Annotated in this window: 20 protein-coding genes; 5 read left to right on the plus strand and 15 right to left on the minus strand. The window is 72.1% G+C overall.

All coding sequences use genetic code 11. The annotated features are described in order from the left end of the window. Positions 1-23 precede the first annotated feature (23 nt). The 9 genes from hemB to hemE all read right to left on the minus strand — a co-directional run bounded on the left by hemB (position 24) and on the right by hemE (position 7,440). A complete protein-coding gene (gene hemB / locus ACFWCH_RS03285) occupies positions 24-1,001 on the minus strand; it encodes a porphobilinogen synthase (RefSeq protein WP_378802898.1) in 978 nt (325 codons plus the stop codon). After that, positions 998-1,795, minus strand: coding sequence for a uroporphyrinogen-III synthase (locus tag ACFWCH_RS03290; protein ID WP_136030727.1), 798 nt, complete (start codon positions 1,793-1,795; stop codon positions 998-1,000). Before ACFWCH_RS03290 ends, hemB begins: the two co-directional genes overlap by 4 nt. After that, complete coding sequence (gene hemC, locus ACFWCH_RS03295; RefSeq protein ID WP_136036605.1) at positions 1,792-2,793, minus strand: hydroxymethylbilane synthase; 1,002 nt, start codon at positions 2,791-2,793, stop codon at positions 1,792-1,794. Before hemC ends, ACFWCH_RS03290 begins: the two co-directional genes overlap by 4 nt. Before the next feature lie 7 nt (positions 2,794-2,800). Next, positions 2,801-3,478 (minus strand): hydrogen peroxide-dependent heme synthase, encoded by a 678-nt coding sequence (gene hemQ / locus ACFWCH_RS03300; protein ID WP_206252488.1) that lies wholly within the window; start codon positions 3,476-3,478, stop codon positions 2,801-2,803. Between the two features lie 67 nt (positions 3,479-3,545). Next, entirely contained in the window at positions 3,546-3,818 is a 273-nt protein-coding gene (locus ACFWCH_RS03305; RefSeq protein ID WP_136036607.1) for a hypothetical protein, read from the minus strand. Beyond that, the gene (locus tag ACFWCH_RS03310) at positions 3,805-4,212 is read right to left on the minus strand and encodes a phage holin family protein (protein ID WP_136030735.1); all 408 of its coding nucleotides are present in this window, start codon (positions 4,210-4,212) and stop codon (positions 3,805-3,807) included. The genes ACFWCH_RS03305 and ACFWCH_RS03310 overlap by 14 nt, the downstream gene beginning before the upstream one ends. 1 nt (position 4,213) lies before the next feature. Continuing rightward, positions 4,214-4,624, minus strand: a complete 411-nt coding sequence (locus ACFWCH_RS03315) for a hypothetical protein (RefSeq protein WP_136036608.1) — start codon at positions 4,622-4,624, stop codon at positions 4,214-4,216. Positions 4,625-4,809: 185 nt separating this feature from the next. Continuing rightward, a complete protein-coding gene (locus tag ACFWCH_RS03320; protein ID WP_378802899.1) occupies positions 4,810-6,378 on the minus strand; it encodes a protoporphyrinogen/coproporphyrinogen oxidase in 1,569 nt (522 codons plus the stop codon). A gap of 39 nt (positions 6,379-6,417) precedes the next feature. After that, positions 6,418-7,440, minus strand: coding sequence for a uroporphyrinogen decarboxylase (gene hemE / locus ACFWCH_RS03325; RefSeq protein WP_378802900.1), 1,023 nt, complete (start codon positions 7,438-7,440; stop codon positions 6,418-6,420). Between the two features lie 73 nt (positions 7,441-7,513). Between hemE and ACFWCH_RS03330 the strand changes: the two genes are divergently transcribed. From ACFWCH_RS03330 to ACFWCH_RS03340, 3 genes are all read left to right on the plus strand, one after another. Then, positions 7,514-8,809, plus strand: a complete 1,296-nt coding sequence (locus tag ACFWCH_RS03330) for a glutamyl-tRNA reductase (protein ID WP_378802901.1) — start codon at positions 7,514-7,516, stop codon at positions 8,807-8,809. 246 nt (positions 8,810-9,055) lie between these two features. Further along, positions 9,056-9,628 carry an HhH-GPD-type base excision DNA repair protein gene (locus tag ACFWCH_RS03335; RefSeq protein ID WP_136030746.1) on the plus strand — a complete coding sequence of 191 codons (573 nt, stop codon included), beginning with the start codon at positions 9,056-9,058 and terminating at the stop codon, positions 9,626-9,628. Next, positions 9,625-10,050: a DUF1801 domain-containing protein gene (locus ACFWCH_RS03340; protein ID WP_247637872.1), complete on the plus strand. Its 426-nt coding sequence runs from the start codon at positions 9,625-9,627 to the stop codon at positions 10,048-10,050. Before ACFWCH_RS03335 ends, ACFWCH_RS03340 begins: the two co-directional genes overlap by 4 nt. 24 nt (positions 10,051-10,074) lie before the next feature. On the opposite strand, the gene ACFWCH_RS03345 is transcribed toward ACFWCH_RS03340, so the two are convergent. Together ACFWCH_RS03345 and ACFWCH_RS03350 are read right to left on the minus strand one after the other, a co-directional pair. Next, a complete protein-coding gene (locus ACFWCH_RS03345; protein ID WP_247637873.1) occupies positions 10,075-11,790 on the minus strand; it encodes an ABC-F family ATP-binding cassette domain-containing protein in 1,716 nt (571 codons plus the stop codon). A 254-nt stretch (positions 11,791-12,044) separates the two neighbouring features. Next, positions 12,045-13,178, minus strand: a complete 1,134-nt coding sequence (locus tag ACFWCH_RS03350) for an epoxide hydrolase family protein (RefSeq protein WP_247637874.1) — start codon at positions 13,176-13,178, stop codon at positions 12,045-12,047. Between the two features lie 67 nt (positions 13,179-13,245). Between ACFWCH_RS03350 and ACFWCH_RS03355 the strand changes: the two genes are divergently transcribed. Beyond that, positions 13,246-14,202, plus strand: a complete 957-nt coding sequence (locus ACFWCH_RS03355; RefSeq protein ID WP_247637875.1) for a YafY family protein — start codon at positions 13,246-13,248, stop codon at positions 14,200-14,202. An 8-nt stretch (positions 14,203-14,210) separates the two neighbouring features. Here ACFWCH_RS03355 and ACFWCH_RS03360 read toward each other — a convergent pair whose 3' ends face one another. Continuing rightward, positions 14,211-15,596 carry a glycine--tRNA ligase gene (locus tag ACFWCH_RS03360; RefSeq protein ID WP_136030756.1) on the minus strand — a complete coding sequence of 462 codons (1,386 nt, stop codon included), beginning with the start codon at positions 15,594-15,596 and terminating at the stop codon, positions 14,211-14,213. Between the two features lie 115 nt (positions 15,597-15,711). Here ACFWCH_RS03360 and ACFWCH_RS03365 point away from each other — a divergent pair, with 115 nt between their 5' ends. Then, positions 15,712-17,181: a peptide MFS transporter gene (locus tag ACFWCH_RS03365; protein ID WP_206252480.1), complete on the plus strand. Its 1,470-nt coding sequence runs from the start codon at positions 15,712-15,714 to the stop codon at positions 17,179-17,181. A gap of 25 nt (positions 17,182-17,206) precedes the next feature. Here the strand turns inward: ACFWCH_RS03365 and ACFWCH_RS03370 are convergent, their stop codons facing one another. Genes ACFWCH_RS03370 through ACFWCH_RS03380 form a run of 3 tightly spaced genes read right to left on the minus strand, consistent with a single transcriptional unit; the run spans position 17,207 to position 19,924 of the window. Further along, positions 17,207-17,896 carry a GNAT family N-acetyltransferase gene (locus ACFWCH_RS03370; protein ID WP_136030761.1) on the minus strand — a complete coding sequence of 230 codons (690 nt, stop codon included), beginning with the start codon at positions 17,894-17,896 and terminating at the stop codon, positions 17,207-17,209. A 49-nt stretch (positions 17,897-17,945) separates the two neighbouring features. After that, entirely contained in the window at positions 17,946-18,566 is a 621-nt protein-coding gene (locus tag ACFWCH_RS03375; RefSeq protein ID WP_378802903.1) for a hypothetical protein, read from the minus strand. A gap of 32 nt (positions 18,567-18,598) precedes the next feature. After that, entirely contained in the window at positions 18,599-19,924 is a 1,326-nt protein-coding gene (locus tag ACFWCH_RS03380; RefSeq protein WP_378802904.1) for an alpha-hydroxy-acid oxidizing protein, read from the minus strand. Between the last annotated feature and the right edge of the window lie 58 nt (positions 19,925-19,982).

The raw sequence follows: 19,982 nt of genomic DNA on the forward strand, positions 1-19,982 counted from the left end.
CGCGCGGTGACGCCGCGGGGCGGTCAGCCGCGAAGCCAGCGGGCGGCGTCGGTCGCCCAGTAGGTCAGCACGGCGTCGGCGCCCGCGCGCCGGATCGACAGCAGCGACTCGAGGATCGCCGCCCGGCGGTCGATCCAGCCGTTGGCCGCGGCGGCCTCGACCATCGCGTACTCGCCGGACACCTGATACGCCCACACGGGCACGGTCACGGCGTCGCGCACCTCGCGCAGCACGTCGAGGAACGCCATCGCCGGCTTGACCATGACGATGTCGGCGCCCTCCTGCTCGTCGACCAGCGCCTCCCGCACGCCCTCGCGGCGGTTGCCCGGATCGAGCTGATACGTGCGCCGGTCGCCGGTCAGCTGGGAGTCCACGGCCTCACGGAACGGGCCGTAGAAGGCGCTCGCGTACTTGGCCGCGTACGCCAGGATCAGCGTGTCGGTGAAGCCCTCGGCGTCGAGCGCCCGGCGGATCACCGCGACCTGGCCGTCCATCATGCCGGACAGCCCGAGCAGCTGCGACCCGGCCCGCGCCTGTGCCAACGCCATCGAGGTGTAGCGCTCGAGGGTCGCGTCGTTGTCGACCGAGCCGTCCGCCGCGAGCACCCCGCAGTGCCCGTGATCGGTGAACTCGTCGAGGCAGAGGTCGGTCTGCACCACGAGCGCATCGCCCACCTCGGCCGCGAGGGCCTCGGTCGCGACGTTCAGGATGCCGCGCGGATCGTCCGCTCCGGAGCCGACCGCATCGCGCACCGCCGGGACGCCGAACAGCATGACCCCGCCGACGCCGGCCTCGGCCGCCTCGACGGCGGCGGCGCGCAACGAGTCGAGCGAGTGCTGCGCCACGCCGGGCATCGAGCCGATGGGCGCCGGCTCGGTCAGTCCCTCGCGCACGAAGAGCGGAAGCACGAGCTGACGGGGCTCGAGCGAGGTCTCGCGCACGAGGTCGCGGACAGCGCGGGACTGGCGCAGCCGACGGAGGCGGATGTCGGGGAAGCTCACGGCGCGAACTCGTCTGCCGCGTGCGGAAGCGTGAACTGGGACACGGCATCGATCAACGCGTCGATGGTCTGCCGATCGGCCACCACCGACACCGGCAGACCGGCACGCTCGGCATCCTTCGCGGTGCGCGGGCCGATCGCGGCGAGCAGGGTCTCGTCCGGGATGTCGGGGAACTGCTCGCGCACCTGCTCCGCCACCGAACCGCTCGTGATGAGGATGGCGTTGATGCGGCCGTTCTCCACATCGCGACGGATGCGCTCCGTGACCGGCACGCCCACCGTGCGGTAGGCGACCACACCGTGCACGTCGTGCCCGGCCTCGGACAGCATGATGCTCAGCACCGGCTTCGCGATCTCGCTGCGCAGCGCCAGGATGCGCCGGGGCTCCTGCTCGAGCGCGATCAGCTGCTGAGCCATGCCCTGCGCCGAGTTGTCCTGCTCGGGAACCAGCGCCACCTCGTAGCCCACGGCCTGGAGCGCTGCGGCCGTGGTCTCGCCCACCGCCGCGATCTTCGTGGACTTGGGCACGACCGCGCGATGCGCGAACAGCACGTCGACCGTGGTCGCACTCGTCACCGTCAGCCAGTCGAACTCACCGGCGGCCAGCTGCTCCAGCGCGCGGTCGAGCGTGTCCTGATCGGTCGTGGGGGCGAAGTTGATGAGCGGGGCGACGACCGGCACGGCGCCCAGGGCACGCAGGCTCGCGGCGACACTGTCGCCCCAGGGCCCGCCACGGGGCACGAGGATGCGCCAGCCGTCCAGCGGTCGGTCCTGCTTGGTTTCGGATGTGGTCATGAGAAATCGGGGTGCTCTCGGGGGACGAGGTCGGCCGCCCCTTGATCGAGCAGCCGACGGGCAACAGCGAGCCCGAGCTCGCGCGCTGCGTGCATCGGGCCTGCACCATCGGCAGCATCCGCTCCATTGCCACTGCCGTTCCGATGAATATACTCCCCGTTCAGGGCTTCCGTGACGTCGAGCCCGATCCGCCGACCCCCGTCCGGGGCGTACACGACCGTCCTGATGCGGATCTCGGCGCCCTCGACGCGTGCGTGCGCCGCCATGGGGGCTTGACACCCGGCATCGAGTCCCTCGAGAATGGCGCGCTCGACCGTGACGGCCAGTCGGGTGTCGTGATCGTCGAGGGCGGAGAGCGCCTCCCGCAGCTCCTCCGGGGCGTCCGCCCTGGTCTCCACCGCGAGCGACCCCTGTCCCGGCGCGGTCGGCCACTCCGCGAGCCCGAGCTCTTCGCGCTTCAGCGGCGAGTCGGTCCCCAGACGCGACAGGCCGGCGGCCGCGAGGATCACGGCGTCGAGCTCGCCCGAGGCCACCCGCGCGAGCCGGGAATCGACGTTGCCGCGGATGTCCACGACCTCCGCCTGCGGTGCCCGGCGCCGGACCTGGGCGATGCGTCGCGGCGAGCCCGTGCCGACGGTGCTGCCCGAGCCGAGCTCGTGCAGGGGCGCGCCGTGACGCGTGAGAACCACGTCCCTGGCATCCTCTCGGCGGGGCGTCGCGGCGATCACGAGACCCTCCGGCACGGCGGTCGGGAGGTCTTTGAGGGAGTGCACGAGGAAGTCGCAACGGCCGGCGAGCAGAGCCTCGCGCAGCCGGGTCGCGAAGACGCCCAGACCGCCGATCTCCGACAGCGACGCCCGATTGGTGTCGCCCTCGCTGGTGATCGGGACGAGCTCGACGGCACGCCCCGTGACCTTCTCGAGTGCGGCGGCGACATGGCCCGACTGCGCCTGCGCGAGCGCGCTGCGTCGGGTGCCGAGACGGATGGGGGTGCTCATGGTGCGGTTACTGCAGCACGTCGGCGATCTCGTCGAAGCGCAGACGGCGCCCCGTGTAGAAGGGCACCTCCTCCTTCACGAACATCCGCGCCTCGGTGTAACGGAGGTCGCGCATCATGTCGACCAGGTCGGTCACGTCGTCGGCCTCCATCGGCAGCAGCCACTCGTAGTCACCCAGCGCGAACGCGGCGACGGTGTTCGCGATGACGCCCGTGAACGCAGCGCCCTTGCGCCCGTGGTCGGCGAGCATCGCGCGGCGGTCAGCCTCCGGCGCCAGGTACCACTCCGGGGTGCGGACGAACGGGTACAGGCAGAGCCAGTCCTTCGGTGCGACGCCGCGGAGGAACCCCGGCACGTGCGAGCGGTTGAACTCCGCGTCGCGGTGCACGCCCATCACGTTCCACACCGGCAGCAGCGAGCGCAGCAGCTCCGTGCGACGGAGGCGGCGCAGCGCCTTCTGCAGCTCCTCGGCGGTGTCGCCGTGCAGCCACACCATCAGATCGGCGTCAGCCTTCAGCCCGGAGACGTCGTAGAAGCCACGGACGGTGACGCCGGAGTCCTCGATGTGCGAGACGATCGACTCGAGCTCCGTGGCGTCGTTCTCGGTGACGGGAGCATCGGGATTGCGTCGCCACACAGCCCAGAGGGTGAAGCCGGACGGGTTCTCTTCGCGCACTTCGGACATGATCCCAGTCTGCCCCTTTCACGGAGAAGCCCCTAATCAGGGGAATACCGCGAGGAACGGCCGACCGTCAGCGTGCGATGGCCCGAGCGATCGCCCACACGGCGCCGCCGACGACGGCGGCGATCCCGACGGCCGCGGCGACCGCGCCCACCGGGTTCCGATCGGCGAACGCGCGTGCCTTGACCGCGGCACGCGCCGACGCCTTCTCCACCCGGCGCGGGATGTTGCCCTTGATCTCGATCGCGGCGAGCGCCGCCTTCAGCTCGGCGCGGGCCGACGTCACGGGATCGACGATGCCCGCGGGGACGGCGGTGCGCGGCAGCGACTCAGGGGTGCTCATCGCCGGCCTCCTTCACGATTCGGATGTCCTCGGCCACGGCCTGCGCCGGGTTCTGGCGCTTGAGCACCTTGCGGAACTTGAGGATGCCGAGCAGCGCGAACAGCAGCACGGCGAGGATCAGGATGCCGAACACGGCGATCGCCGACAGCCACACGGGCCACCACGACGACAGGCCGGCGATCGCGAACACGAGGATCACCGGCACGGCCCAGAACAGGAAGAACAGGGCGACGAGGAACCAGACCGAGCCGATCCCCGCATCCTTTGCCGTGCGCGAGACCCACGCCTTGGCGGCGTCGATCTCCGCCTTCACGAGGTTGGTGACCAGCTCGGGCAGATCCCCGAGCAGGGTCAGCAGACTGTCGTCGGCGCGATCCCGGTATCCGCGGGGCATGTCAGTCGCCGGACTTCTGCGCTGCCGGCTTCGTCGCGGGCTTCTTCGCAGCGGGCTTGTCAGCCGCAGCGGCACGCTCCTTGACCTCGTCGACCGCGTCCTCCGCCGCCTCCGAGACCTCCTCGGCGGCCTCCTTGCCCGACGCGATCACGGCGTCGAGCTTCTGGCCGGGAGTGCCGTTGCCCGTGACCGACTTCACGATCTTCACCGCGCCCGTCCACACGGCACCCGGGACGGCCGCGGCCTTGTCGCCGACGAAGTCCTTGACCTTCTCCACCTGGTCCTGGACGGGATCCGTGTTCCAGACCTTGAGCCACTGCGTCCGGATCTGCTCGTAACGCTCGCGTCCGGCACGGGTGCCCAGCACATAGCCGACGCCGAGTCCGACGACGAGTCCGATCTTCCCCTTCATGGGGTCTCCTCACGTTGTTCCGGCGGTGGTCGTCCGGTTCGGACGCCGATCGCCGACGTCTCCGCCGCGATCAGGTACCCAGCGTAACCCCGTATGCCGATTTCGGCATCAATCCCGGCGAGGGTTGACAGCGGGCCCTTCGTCACTCACGCTTGTGCGCTTCGTGGTGCGCGGAGGTCGCCCGATCAGTCCCACAGGAGCGCGCGACGGAGGCGATCGGACGCCTCCGTGGCATCCGGGACCACCTGTGCGAGGCCGGTCCCGGCCACCCAGGCTCCGACCACCGCCAGGCCGGGGATCGCCTGGATCGCATCGCGCGCAGCCTGACGCCGCGCCCCCGATCCGAGGAGCGACGCGGGCTGCGACTGCACGAACCGTCCGCGGTGCCCTGCGATCACCTGGGTCGGCTCCAGCGGTACGCCGAGCAGCGCGGCCGCCTCCCGCCGCGCGAGGTCGATCGCCGCCGCGTCGTCGAGGGCGGCGGTGGCCGCGGGCTCCCCCTGCGCGCCGAACGACACCCGCACGACCTCCCTGTCGCCCGCGGCCTCCCGCACCCACTCCCACTTCGCCGTCGAGTGGGTGAGCGCCTTGGCCGTGTGGCTCCCGGGCACCGTGAGCACCCCGGTGCCACGCGGCACGCTGCGCAGAGCCGGGGCATCCAGCAGCAGCGTGACGATCTCGATCTCCGGGGACGCAGCCGCTTCGGCCAGAGCGAGCGCCGGCACCGCGTCGGCGAGCAGCTCCCGCGCCACGGACTCCGCGGTCGCGACGATCACGGCGTCCGCACGGAGAAGCTCCTCCACCGGCTCGTCCGTCACCGCGACGACGTCGGCCAGAGGCTCCGACTCGGCAACCCACGGCTCCGGCGTCTGCGTCGGGGCGTCGAGCTGCGTCGCGGCCGTGACCCGCCAACCGCCGTCCTCCGACACGACCGAGAGCACCCGCACTCCCGTGCGCACGGTCGCCCCGAGCTGGGCGAGGTCGTCGGCGATCGCGTCCACCAGCACGGTCATGCCGCCACGGAGGCCTTCCACCGCGGCGCCCGGAGCCTTCGCCCCACCGGAGCCGCCGTTCCCGCGCAGCGCCAGCACCGCGCCGGACAGCGAGCCGACGCGGGTCAGGGCGGCGTTCAGCCCCGGGGCGGCCACGTCGATGTCCACGTCGTCGGGCGACGCGGAGTACACGCCCGTCGTGACCGGGGCGACCAGGCGGTCGCGCACCTTCGGGCCCATGCGGGAGGCGACGAGCCGCCCGAGGCTCAGCTCGTGGCCGATGGTCAGCGGCGGCCGCACGCGGTCGAGGTAGGCGCGCCATGCCCCCGACCATCCGATGATGCGCCGCACGTCGTCCTGGAACGGGTTGCCGGGAATGCCGAGGACCCCGCCCACCGGGAGGGGAGCCGCACCCGTGCCGGGGATGCCGGAGAGCCAGGCGCCGCCCGCGCGAGGGGGCACGACCCGATCCGCGAGTCCGAGCTCGTCGACCAGGGCGCGGACGAGGCCGCCCCTGGTCGCGTAGCTCTCGGCGCCCGCATCGAGCGTCACACCGTCGAGCTCCACGCGACGCAGGGCACCGCCCAGCGCCTCGGCAGCCTCCAGCACCGTGACCCGCATGCCGACCTTGGCGCACTCGCGGGCGGCGACGAGACCACTCATGCCCCCGCCGATCACGACGACGTGCTTCTCCGCGGCGCGTGCGGCCAGGTCGGCCGGCTCGGCCGCGGACGGGTGTGCACCGGAGGGGTCAGGGCTCATGCCGTCCATCCTTCCACCGCGCCCGAGGGCGACGCGTGCTCAGGCGCCGTGCACCAGCTCGACGATGCGCGTCAGCTGGTCGGGGTCGGTCTCGGGCGGCACCCCGTGACCGAGGTTGACGATGTGCCCGCGGGCCGCACGACCGCGCTCCAGGACGTCGCGCACGTGCGCCTCCAGCACGGGCCACGGCGCCGCGAGCAGCGCGGGGTCGATGTTGCCCTGCACGCTCGTGTCCGGTCCGAGGATCGCCGCGGCCTCGTCGAGCGGAAGACGCCAGTCCACGCCGACCCCGTCGGCGATGCCGCCCAGGCGCATGTCGGCGAGGAACGGGCCGGTGCCGACGCCGAAGTGGATGGTGGGGACACCGATGCCGTCGAGCGCGGCGGTCGAATGCGGCGCCACGAACGTGCGGTAGTCGGCGGGGCTGAGCGAGCCGGCCCAGCTGTCGAAGAGCTGCACGACCCCGGCACCCGCGTCGCGCTGCGTCTCCAGGAATCGTCGGGAGACGCGGGCGAGCCACCCCGCCAGACGTTGCCAGGCGTCGGGGTCCGCGTGCATCATGCCGCGTGCCCGCAGGTGCTCCTTCGACGGGCCGCCCTCGACGAGGTAGGCCGCGAGCGTGAAGGGCGCGCCGGCGAAGCCGATCACCGGGGTGTCGCCGAGCTCCGCCGCGACGATGCCCACCGCCTCCGCGATCGCCGTGCCGTCGAGCGACTCCGGGTCGATCGCGGTGATCCGCTCGACATCGGCCCTCGTGCGCACGGGGTTCGCGAACACCGGCCCGCGCCCCGGCTCGATCTCCACCTCGACGCCGGCGAGGCGCAGCGGGATCACGATGTCGCTGAAGAACACCGCCGCGTCCACACCGTGCCGCCGCACCGGCTGCAGGGTGATCTCCGCCGCGAGGTCGGGCGTGAGGCAGGCGTCGAGCATCCGTGTGCCCACCCGCAGCTCCCGGTACTCGGGCAGCGAGCGGCCGGCCTGCCGCATGAACCAGACGGGCGTCGTGTCGGGGCGGTCACCCGTGAGGGCGCGCAGCAGCGGAGCGTCGGAAAGGGCCATGCCCCCATCCTCCCATTGCCCGGTTATGGGGCCGCCGAGTCCGCCTGTCCGAACGCTCCGGTACAATCGAGGGGTGCTGCTGTGTGTGACGGCGAGTCACAAGACCGCCTCCTTCGAACTGCTCGAACGCCTGAGCCGCACCCCCGACGACGTCGCCCCCACCCTGGTGGGCATGACGCCGTGCGTGCAGGGTGCCGTGGTGCTGGCGACGTGCAACCGGTTCGAGGCGTACGTCGAGATGGACGAGCCGATGACCGCCGCGGGCGCGATCGGCGTCGAGGCCGTGCTCGAAGCCGTCGAGTCCGCCACGGGCATCCCGGCCGCCGAGCTCGACGGCGCCTATACCGTCCACGCCGGGCGCCGGGTGGCCGAGCACCTGTTCTCCGTCGCCTCCGGCCTCGAGTCGGTCGTGTCGGGTGAGGGCGAGATCGCCGGCCAGGTGCGCCGGGCCCTGAAGTCGGCCCGCAAGGACGGCACCACCTCCCCCGAGCTCGAGCGCCTCTTCCAGCGCGCGAGCCAGGCGCAGCGCAAGGTCAAGAACGTCACCGCGCTCGGGCGCGCCGGTCGCTCGCTCGTGCGCCTGGCACTCGAACTGGCCGACAGCCGCATCGCCGACTGGTCCGCCGAGCGCGTGCTCCTGGTGGGCACCGGCGCCTATGCGGCCGTGACCCTCGCGACGCTACGCGAGCGCGGCGCGGTCGACATCTCCGTGTACTCGCCCTCCGGTCGGGCCGAGATCTTCGCGGCGAAGCACGGCATCCGCGCGGTCGCAGCCGCGGACTACGCCCGCACAGCCGCACACTCCAGCCTGCTCATCACCTGCACGTCCGCCACCGAACCGGTGCTGGGACCGGAGCACCTGCAGCTCCCCGTCGGTCTCGCCGCGGCCGGGTGCCCGGTGGGCTCGCACAGCCGGCTCGTGGTCGACCTCGGGATGCCGCGCAACGTCGACCCCGCTGTCGCGACCCTGGAGGGCGTGGCGCTGCTCGACCTCGAGACCATCCGCCTGCACGCGCCGCTCGAGGAGCTGCAGGCGACCGACGCCGCCCGCACCGTCGTTCGTGAGGCCGCGGACACCTTCCACGTCGTGGGTGCCCGCCAGAGCGTGACCCCCTCCGTCGTGGCCCTGCGGTCGCACATCTTCTCGCTGCTCGACACCGAGATCGACCGGGCCCGTGCGCGCGGCGACGAGGACGGCAAGGTCGAGCAGGCGCTGCGGCACCTCGTCGGCGTGCTGCTGCACACCCCGACCGTCCGCGCCCACGAGCTCGCCGCGGAGGGCAGGGCCGACGAGTTCGCCGCCGCGCTGTCCGCCCTGTACGGCCTCAGCCCCGAGGCCCCCGCCGCCGAGGACGCCGCCTCCGCCTGACGGCACGGTCGCCCGGGATCAGCGCGTAGCCGCTCAGCCGGAGGCGGCGACGCCAGTCATGCGCGAAGAACTACGGCAGCAGTGCGCAATCCGCAGCGGATGCCGCGAGACGAGCATCGAGAGTCAGCAATGAGCACTGCGCCGCGCGCGCGAGCACGAGGTACATCGCGTCATACGCGCTGACGTTGCACTGCACGGTCCTGCCACCGCCCCCGCGGCATCCGCCCGGGATGGGACACTGGGGGCATGGCCCTTCACATCACCGGAGACACCGCCGCCGACACCCTGCTGACCGAGAACCCGCTCGCGCTGCTCGTGGGGATGCTGCTCGACCAGCAGGTGCCCATGGAGACCGCTTTCGCCGGTCCGCTCAAGATCGAACAGCGCACCGGTGCGGCCGATGCCGCGGCCATCGCGGGGATGGCACCCGAGGAGTTCCTCGAGGCGTTCCGCCAGACGCCCGCCGTGCACCGGTTCCCCGGGTCGATGGCCGCCCGCGTGCAGACGCTGTGCCAGGCGATCGTCGACGAGTGGGGTGGCGACGCCTCAGCGCTGTGGACCGCGGGCGACCCGGACGGTGCGGAGGTGCTGAAGCGCCTGAAGGCACTGCCCGGCTTCGGTGAGCAGAAGGCCAAGATCTTCCTGGCGCTGCTCGGCAAGCAGTACGGCTTCACGGGCGAGGGCTGGCGCGAGGCCTCGGCGCCCTACGGCGAGGACGGCTCGTACCGCAGCGTCGCCGACATCGTCTCCCCCGAGTCGCTCACGAAGGTGCGCGAGTACAAGAAGGCGATGAAGGCCGCGGCCAAGGCGGCGAAGTGAAGCCCACGGGGAACGACGTCGCCGGGCTCATCGCCCGCTCCTCCCCCGCCGCTCGGCGCCGAGACGCGGAGACGCTCACCGCGCTCATGCAGGAGATCACCGGCCGCGAGCCGCAGACCTGGGGCACCATCATCGGCTTCGGCTCCTGCCACTACCGCTACCCGACCGGTACCGAGGGCGACAGCCCGCTCCTCGGCTTCGCGCCGCGCCGAGCCGCCACCACGATCTACCTCTTCGAGGGGACGGATGCGCACGCGGACGACCTGGCACGGCTCGGGCCGCACACCACCGGCGTCGGCTGCCTCTACCTCTCCGACCTGGAGCAGGTGGACCTGACGGTGCTGCGCGGGATCCTGGAGCACTCGCTCGCCTGGGCCGAAGCGGGCGGCGACGTGGGCGCGACGGTCACCGTCACCGGCTGACCGCACGCCCCCGCGGCCGCCGGGTCACGACGCCACCACGGCCGCACCCTCCGTCACACGGACCGCCGCGGCACCCTGCTGGCGCGCCCGCCGCAGCCACCGCCGGTCGTGGGTGACCGTGACGACCGCGGCCGGGTGGTCGTCGAGCGCCCGCTCCAGCTGCTCGACCAGCTCCGGGTCGAGGTGGTTGGTCGGCTCGTCGAGCAGCAGCACGTCGAACGTGGAGGCCAGCGCGATCGCGAGGTCGAGCCGGCGCCGCTGCCCGACCGACAGGGCCCGCGCCGGGCGCTCGATCTCGTCCTCGCGAAACAGGCCGTGGGCGAGCAGAGCCGCACGGGCATCGCTCGGGGGCACCGCCGCCCGTCGCGCGAACACCTCCACCGCGGAGCCGCGTGCGGCCGCCCCCACGTCTTGCCGCAGCCGGGCGACACGGAGTCCCGGGCGCCGGTCGATCGAACCCGATGCGGCGCTCAGCTCGCCCGCGAGGAGGTCGAGCAGCGTGGTCTTGCCTGCCCCGTTCGGACCGGTCACGAGCCAGCGGTCACCCGGCGTCACGGTCCACGCGGTCACGGTGAGCCGGCGGCCCGGCTCCTGGAACACGACATCGTGCAGCGTGACGAGGGCGTCGTCCTCGCCGGACGACTCCGCGTCCGGAGCCGGGCCGTCCGGCAGCACGAACCGCAGCGGCTCGGGTGGGGGCGGCGCCGGATCCTCCCGCAGCCGAGACAGTCGCTCCTTCGCCATGCGGATGCGGCCGACCGCGCCGTGGTCGCGGCTGCGGGCGCGGAAGGCGCCGTGACCGAAGCCGTCGAGCTCGAGCTTGCGCGGGATCGCGTCCAGGCGGAACGCGTTCGTCGCGAGCAGCTCCTCGGTGCGGGCGACCTCGGCCTTCCACGCCTCGTGTCGCTCCGCGAGTCGTCGTCGCTCGGTCTCCCGCGCCCGCAGGAACCCCGCGTAGCCGTCGCCGTAGCGGCGGATGCCGCCGTCACTCACGTGCACGACCGCGGTCGCGAAGCGGTCGAGGAAGTCGCGGTCGTGGGTCACCACGACCAGGGCCCCGCGATGCGCGGCGATCCGCTCCTCGACCCAGGCGAGCGCGTGCTCGTCGAGATCGTTGGTCGGCTCGTCGAGCAGCAGCAGCTCGGCGCGGGAGGACAGTGCCACCGCGAGCGCGAGCCGGGCACGTTCCCCGCCGGACAGCGCGGCCACGGGACGCGTGCGGTCCAGGGTTCCGACGCCGAGCTGGTCGAGCGCGACGTCGATGCGGTGGTCGACGTCATAGCCGGCCCTGGTCTCGAAACGGTCCTGCAGGTCGGATACGGCTGCCAGGCGCTGCGCCTGCTCGGCGGGAAGGGCCGAGGCGAGCTGCTCGTAGGCCCGCGCGAGCTCGCGTTCCAGCGCGCGCAGGTCGCCCAGCAGGTCGTCGATCGCCGCGGAGACCGTCGCCCCCGGCGGGAACTCCGGATTCTGGAGGGCGTGGGCCACACCGCCCGGGAGGTGCAGCCGCGCCTCCCCGGCGGTCGGTGCGAGCGTTCCGGCGAGCAGCTCGAGCAGCGTGGACTTGCCGGCGCCGTTGTCGCCGATGATCGCCAGACGATCCGCGGGACCGACGACGAGATCGATCCCGTCGAGCACCCGGTGCGCGGCGAAGCGCACGCCGGCCGCGCGCAGTTCACACACGCGGTGCGGACGGATCGCCGGGACGGTGGAGGGAGAAGGGGAAGGGAGTACAGGGAACATGAGGGGTCCTCGCTGCGGTGCGGACGGCACCGCGGATACGCGTCGGACGACGCAGGGAAACGGACCTCGATCGCGTCACAAGAGGACGCGTTCGCTCAGGACCCACCGCGGAGAAGACGTCTCGACGCAGTGTCCCGATCTAGCGAATCAGAGTACCCACGGAGAGAGACCGTAGCAGCCCCGGGCTCCCGACGCCAGGGTCGGCACGCGATCGCCCCCGCGCGTGGGGGCGCGGGGGCGATGATGGCACGAGCTCAGCGCGGGTCGGCGAAGAAGACCCGGAGGTCGGCGGCGAGCAGATCGGGGCGCTCCAGCGCGGCGAAGTGCCCGCCCTCGTCGAAACGGCTCCAGTGCACGATGTTGTCGTTGTCGCGCTCGGCGAAGACCCGGATGGTCTGGAAGTCGTCCGCGAACACCGCGACCCCGGTCCGCGCGTGGTTGACCTGCGGCTCGGCCTCGGCGCGCGCGTTCTCCAGGTAGCTGCGGCTCATGCCCGAGGCGGCGTTCGCGAACCAGTTCACGCTCACCTCCAGCAGGATGCTCTCCAGCGGCACGAGCGAGGTGCCGTTGCCGAAGGAGGTGAACAGCTCACTGTAGGCGAGGAGCCCGACCGGGGAATCGCTCAGGCCCACCGCGACGGTCTGCGGACGGGAGGCGTTCATCGCGTTGTAGCCGCCCACCGACTGGAACCACTGCATGTGCTCCAATCCCGCGTAGTCCTGCGGCTCGAGCTTCTCGAACTCCGCGGGGTCGCCCGACGGGAACGAGAACAGCTGCAGCACGTGCAGCCCGAGGAAGCCCTCCGGCGCCAGCAGCCCGAGCTCGCGCGCGACCATCGCGCCGTTGTCGGAGCCGTGGATGCCGTAGCTGTCGTAGCCGAGGCCGCGCATGAGCCGGTCGTACGCGGCGGCGACCTTCGCCACCGTCCACCCGGCGGAGGCGAGCGGCTGCGAGAAACCGTAGCCGGGGGCATCCGGGATCACGAGGTGGAACGCCTCCTCCGCGCGACCGCCGTGCGCCTCGGGGTCGGTGAGCCGGTCGATGAGGTCGAGGTAGTCGACGGAGGAACCAGGGTAGGTATGTGCGAGCAGCAGCGGGGTCGCGTTCTCGTGCCGCGAGCGGATGTGGAGGAAGCGGATCGTCTGGCCGTCGATCTCGGTGGTGAACTGCGGGTGGGCGTTGAGCCGCTCCTGCGCGGCAGCCCAGTCGAACTCCCGCCACGCGGTCAGCGCCTCGCGCAGGAAGTGGTTCGGGGTGCCGGCGTCCCAGTCGTCGACGGGCGCGGTGCGGGGCAGGCGCGTGCGGGCGAGGCGGTCGCGGAGGTCGGCGACCTCGGCGTCGAAGACGTCGACGGAGAAGGGGCGGAAGGCGAGGGTCGTGGTGTTCATGTCTCCGACGATAGAAGCCCATTAGGCTGGATACGTTCCTAATGATTCGGCGACTTTCGGAGGCCTCATGGCGGACCCGACCGCACGGCTCCTGGCGCTGCTCGCCCTGCTGCAGACGGGTTCGGAGCGATCCGGCAGCGAGCTCGCGCAGCGGCTCCGCGTCTCACCCCGCACCGTGCGCCACGACGTCGAGCGCCTCCGCGAACTCGGATACCCGGTCGACGCCCGTCGCGGCTCCACCGGCGGCTACCGGCTCGGGGCGGGCGGCAAGCTCCCCCCGCTGCTGCTCGACGACGAGGAGGCGGTGGCGGTGACCGTCGGCCTGCGCGCCGCCGCCGGCATCGCGGGCATCGCCGACTCCGGCGCGAGAGCGCTCGCCAAGCTCGAACAGGTCCTCCCCTCGCACCTGCGCCCCACCGTCGACGCACTGCGCACGAGCGTCGACCGCGCGCCGGAGAACAACGACACCGACGCGCCAGACCCGGAGGTCGACGCTGCCGTGCTGCGGGCCGTCGCGGGAGCGATCCGCGACCAGGAGTGGCTGCGCTTCGACTACGACGGCCGCCCCGTGCTGGTCGAGCCGTACCGCCTGCTCACCTGGGTGCGACGCTGGTACCTCGTGGCCCGCGACCCGCAGACGAGCGAATGGGGCACGTACCGCGTGGACTGGATGGAGCCGCGGATGCCGACGCGCCGCCGCTTCGACCCGCAGCCGTTGCCCGGGGGCGACTACACCGCGTTCGCCATGCGCACCATCGCCGTGAGCGGCTGGCAGGTGCACGCGCGACTGCGCATCGACGCGCCCGCCGAGGCCGTGCTCGACCGCATCCACGCCGCGGTCGGCGTGGTCGAGCCGGTCGACGAGGAACACTGCATCCTCGTCACCGGCGCCGACAGCCTCGACACGATCGCCGCCTACATCGGGATGCTGATGATGGACTTCACGGTCGAGTCGCCGCCCGAACTGCTGCCCCGACTCCAGCTGCTGTCGGAGCGGTATGCCAGGGCCGTCGCGGGCTCCTGACCCGGAGCTCAGGCCCCGCGCAGGCGCTCCGCGAGGTACGCGTGCAGGCCGTCGATCGGCACCCGCTCCTGCGCCATCGTGTCGCGGTCGCGCACCGTGACAGCCCGGTCGTCGAGCGAGTCGAAGTCGACCGTCACGCAGAACGGGGTGCCGATCTCGTCCTGACGACGGTAGCGGCGACCGATCGCGCCGGCGTCGTCGAAGTCCACGGCCCACGAGCCGCGCAGGGTGTCGGCAACCTCGCGCGCGAGCGGCGACAGGTTCTCGTTGCGGCTGAGCGGCAGCACCGCGGCCTTGACGGGAGCCAGACGCGGGTCGAGCTTGAGCACCGTGCGGGTGTCGGTGCCGCCCTTGGCGTTGGGCACCTGCTCCTCCACATACGCGTCGACGAGGAACGCCATCATGGCTCGCGTGAGGCCGAACGACGGCTCGATCACGTACGGCGTGTAGCGCTCGCCCGTCGCCTGGTCGAAGTAGGTCAGGCTCTGGCCGGACGCCTCGCTGTGACTGGAGAGGTCGTAGTCGGTGCGGTTGGCGACGCCCATGAGCTCGCCCCACTCCTTGCCCGCGAAACCGAAGCGGTACTCCACGTCGATCGTGCCGGCGGAGTAGTGCGCGCGGTCCTCCTCGGGCACGTCGAACTGCCGCATGTTCTCCGGGTCGATGCCGAGGTCGATGAACCAGTTCCAGCACGCCTCGACCCAGTGGTCGAACCACTGCGGGGCCTCGGCGGGCGGCGTGAAGAACTCGATCTCCATCTGCTCGAACTCGCGCGTACGGAAGATGAAGTTGCCGGGGGTGATCTCGTTGCGGAACGCCTTGCCGACCTGGCCGATGCCGAACGGCGGCTTCTTGCGGCTCGCGGTGAGCACGTTGGAGAAGTTGACGAAGATGCCCTGCGCGGTCTCGGGACGCAGGTAGTACAGGCCGGACTCGTCATCGACCACGCCGAGGTACGTCTTCACCAGACCGGAGAACGCCTTGGGCTCGGTGTACTGGCCCTTGGTGCCGCAGTTCGGGCACGGGATGTCGGCGAGACCGTTCTCGGCCTTGCGGCCCTTGCGCGCCTCGAAGTCCTCGATCAGGTTGTCGGCGCGGAAGCGCTTGTGGCACTGCAGGCACTCCACCAGCGGGTCGGTGAAGGTGGCGACGTGACCCGACGCCTCCCACACGCGCTTGGGCAGGATGATGCTGGAGTCGAGGCCGACCATGTCGCCACGGCCGCGCACGAACGTCTGCCACCACTGGCGACGGATGTTCTCCTTGAGCTCGGTGCCGAGGGGTCCGTAGTCCCAGGCCGACCGGGAACCGCCGTAGATCTCACCCGCCTGGAACACGAACCCGCGGTGGCGGGCGAGGGCGATGACCTTGTCAAGACGGGACTGTTCGGCCACGGTGGCTCCAATGGTCGGATGCGGAGAACGCCCGTGAGCACGGGCATCCCCATTCTATCGGTGGTCGCAGCGCGCCCCCTGGCCGCGGTCGCCGCCGGAGAGTACCGTCCCACGCATGAGCACCACCGAGCGACAGCCCGCTTCCCGCGACGAGGACACCCGCTTCTTCGGGCAGCCCTGGCCCCTCGTGCACGTCTTCGGCGTCGAGATGTGGGAGCGCTTCAGCTTCTATGGCATGCAGGGCATCCTGCTCATCTACCTCTACCACTCGGTCACGCAGGGCGGTCTCGGTCTGCCCGAGGCCACGGCCGGCGGGATCCTCGGCGCGTACGGCGGCTCGGTCTACCTCGCGACGATCCTCGGCGCCTGGCTCGCCGACCGGCTGTTCGGCTCGGAGCGCGTGCTGTTCGTGAGCGCGATGGTGATCGTCGCCGGGCACCTCGCGCTCGCCCTGCTGCCGGGCTTCGTGGGCGTCGGGGTCGGACTCGTGCTCGTGGCGCTCGGCTCCGGCGGCCTCAAGGCCAACGCGACCGCGGTCGTCGGCACCCTCTACGCCCCGGACGACGTGCGCCGCGACGCCGGGTTCTCGCTGTTCTATCTGGGCATCAACCTCGGCGCCTTCCTCGGGCCGATCCTCACCGGTCTGCTCCAGTCCACGCTCGGGTTCCACTGGGGCTTCGGACTCGCCGCGCTCGGGATGACGCTCGGCCTCGTGCAGTACGCGTTCGGACGGCGCGGGCTCCCGGACACGGCGCGCGAGGTGCCCAACCCGCTGCCCCGCTCGCGCTACCCGCTGGTGGGGATCATCGCGGGCGGCGCCGTGCTCGTCATCGCCGTGTGCGTGCTCACCGGGCTGATCCACGCCGACAACCTCGCACTCATCGTGATCATCGGCACGATCGTCGCGGCGATCGCCTACTTCGCGGTCATCCTGTCCAGCCACCGCATCGACGCCACCGAGCGCTCGCGCGTCTGGAGCTTCGTCCCGCTGTTCCTCACCAGCGTGGCGTTCTGGTCGTTGTACCAGCAGCAGTTCACCGTGCTGACCGTCTACTCCGACAAGCGCCTGGACCGGAACCTGTTCGGGTGGGAGATGCCGGTGTCGTGGGTGCAGTCCATCAACCCGGTGTTCATCATCATCCTGTCGGGCGTCTTCGCCGCGATCTGGACCAAGCTCGGCACCCGGCAGCCGTCGACGCCGGTGAAGTTCGGGCTCGCCGCCATCATCATGGGCGCGGCGTTCCTGCTGTTCCTGCCGTTCTCCGGGGGCGGCGAGAACTCCACGCCGCTGCTGGCGATCGTCGGCATCCTCTTCGTGTTCACGGTCGCCGAGCTGCTGCTGTCCCCCGTCGGGCTCTCCGCCTCGACCAAGCTCGCCCCCGCGGTGTTCCACACGCAGATGGTGGCGCTGTTCTTCCTGTCGGTGGCGCTGGGCACGGCGATCGCCGGGTGGCTCGTGCAGTTCTACGACCCCGAGAACGAGGTGCCGTTCTTCTCGATCCTCGGCGGGATCGCGATCCTCGTCGGCGTCGGGATGCTGCTGAGCGTGAAGCCGGTGCTGCGCCTCATGCGCGGCGTGCGCTGAGCCGCGCCGTCACCCGGCGAGGGGCTCAGGCGGTGAACAGGTAGCCGCGCCCCGACTCGAAACCGGCGATCCGCAGCCCGCTGCCGAGCAGACCCTCCATCTGCGCGCGCAGCCGCAGCCGCCACTCGTGCGCGGCCGCCGGGTCGGAGACCCGCATCGCCTCGATGTCGTCCGGGATCTCCAGGGTCTCCACGACATCACCATCGGCCGGGGGCTTGGCGATGTCGGCCAGCGCCCACTCGACATCGAGCCGGTCGCTCTCATCGCCCGCGTCACCGCCGCCGAAGATGCCGTAGCGGTTCACGGAGTAGCCGGTGGCGCGGGCCCCGAGCACCGAGAAGAAGAAGTGCGCGTTGCGGGCCACGAGCGGGTCGAACACCCACGTGATGCGGCCGACGTCGCGCGAGAACGCCCACTGCCGCTGGTGCTCCTTCAGCTCGCGACCCCAGCCGCGGCCCCGGTACTCCGGCAGCAGCGCCGTGATGTGCGAGTGCATCGCCCGGCGGGCCGGTTCGCCGAAGAACGCGATGGACGCGCCCACCATGCGCTCCTCATCGCCCTCGCCGTCGAAGAACCCGACGACGTAGTTGCCCGACTGCTGCAGGGCGCGGAGGGTGCCGGCATCGACCACGCGCTGCGGACCCCGGATGGAGTCGAGCAGGCCCTGCGCGTCGAGGATGAGTTCAACGGTGTCGAGGTCACGGATGGTACGCACGGCTCCAGTCTGCCCCTCCACGGCGGGTTCGCGGAAACCCGGGCGGGCCTCAGCGGTGCGGGAACGCCTCTCCCCCGCCCGCGGCGAGCGCATCGGCGACGATGCGGAGGTGCTCCGACGCCATCTCGGGCGGCAGCGGGGGCAGGATCTCGTCCCAGAACGCGAGCACCGCGCCGCGCCCCTGCATCATGCCGGCGGGGCGCCCCATCGCCCACATGTGGAAGTGCGCGGAACCATCGTTCCAGCGTCCGAAGTGACAGCGGGCGACCCCGGGGACGCTCTTCACCGCCTGCGACACCCGCTGCAGCAGCGGGCCCAGCGCCGCGAGAACGTCATGCGGGGCGTCCTCGAGCAGCCAGTGCTCGCGCGGGGCGACGCCGCCGATGAACGGCAGGCCGCCGACGTCCCAGCCGGCGCGCACCTGCCAGAGGTCGTCGTGCCAGATCGTGTGCGGGCTCGGACCGCAGTGCCCGCACTCGCGCGGGTCGAGCTCCCCCGCCCTCGGCTCCTCCGGCACCAGCATCGGCTCGAGCGGTCGCATCGTCACCGTCTCGAAGGCCCACGGCAGACCGTCGGCGAGCGCCGAGGCGTCGAGCACCTCTCCGATCGGCAGTCGGCGGTGGAACGGGGAATCGGCCGGGTGCTGCGTGGGTGGGGCGTCGTCGCTCATCCGTTCATGCAACCACGGCGCGGCCCACCCGGTCACACGGCGCGCAGGGCGTCGCGGTCGAGCTGCGCGACCGCGGTCAGCCCGGCGAGGCCGAGGGTGATGTCGAGCTCGGCGAGCACGTTCCGCACCACCTCGCGCACCCCCTGCTCGCCCGCGATGCCGAGGCCGTACGCGTAGGGCCGGCCGAGCGCGACCACCGTGGCGCCGAGCGCGAGGGCGATCGCGACATCGGCGCCGCCGCGCACCCCGGAGTCGAACACGATCGGCACCCGCCCGGCCACCTGCTCCGCGATCGTCGGCAGCACGTCGAGGGTGGGCACGGACCGGTCGATCTGGCGTCCGCCGTGGTTGGAGATCCAGATGCCGTCCACGCCCGCGTCCAGCGCGCGCTGCGCATCGTCCGGGTGCACGATGCCCTTGAGGATGATCGGCAGCGTGGTCCACTCGCGCGCCTTCGCGAGGTCGTCCCACGTGAGCGCGGGGGTGGAGAACACGTCGAGGAACGTCTCGACGGCCGCCCGCGGCAACGGCGAGCGCAGGTTGTCGCGCAGGCGTCCGCCCTCGGTGAGGGCCGCGCCCTTCCTGGCGATGCTGAGCGCGGCGGCGACTGCTGTCGGGGTGACCTTCACCGCGGAGGCGTCGCTCTTCGGGGCGGCCGCCCGCTGTCGCACGAGCTCGCGGAACACGGGATCGCTGGTGTACTGCGCGATGCCCAGGCCGCGGGTGAACGGCAGGTAGGCGAGGTCGAGGTCCCGCGTGCGCCACCCCAGCAGGTGCGTGTCGAGCGTGACGACGATCGCCTCGCAGCCGGACGCCGCGGCGCGGGCGAGCAGGGAACGGTTCAGGTCGTCCGACGACGACCAGTACAGCTGGAACAGGCGTGATCCGGATGGCGCGGCGGCGGCCACGTGCTCCATCGGGAGCGACGCCTGGTTCGACAGCGTGTACGGGACGCCGAGGGAGGCGGCGGCGCGGGCGACCGCGCGGTCGGCGTCGGGGTGCGCGAGCTCCATGACCCCGAGCGGCGCGAGGATCAGCGGGCTCGTCCGTCGTGTCCCGAGGAACTCGACGCCGAGGTCGCGTTCGCTGACGTCGCGCAGCGGCCGCGGCCAGACCTGCCATCGATCGAACGCCGCCCGGTTCGCCGTCACCGTGTGCTCCGCTCCCGCACCCCCGGCGATGTACGCGAAGGCCTCGGCGCTCAGCGTCTTCCGCGCCGCCTCCTCCAGCGCGGCCGGGGCGACCGGGACGGCCGGTCGGGTGCCGCTGATCCCGGCGCGATAGATGTCGGACTGGGTACGCCGGGAGATGCCGCGGTGGGCGGCGGGATCGTCCGGAGCGACGCTGCTCGTGACCATGACCACATGCTAGCCACGGCCGAACGGCCCCGCACCGCGCACGGGCCGATAGCCTGGG

It is taken from the genome of Microbacterium sp. NPDC060132 (assembly GCF_042729675.1).
Taxonomy (GTDB): Bacteria; Actinomycetota; Actinomycetes; order Actinomycetales; family Microbacteriaceae; genus Microbacterium; species Microbacterium sufflavum.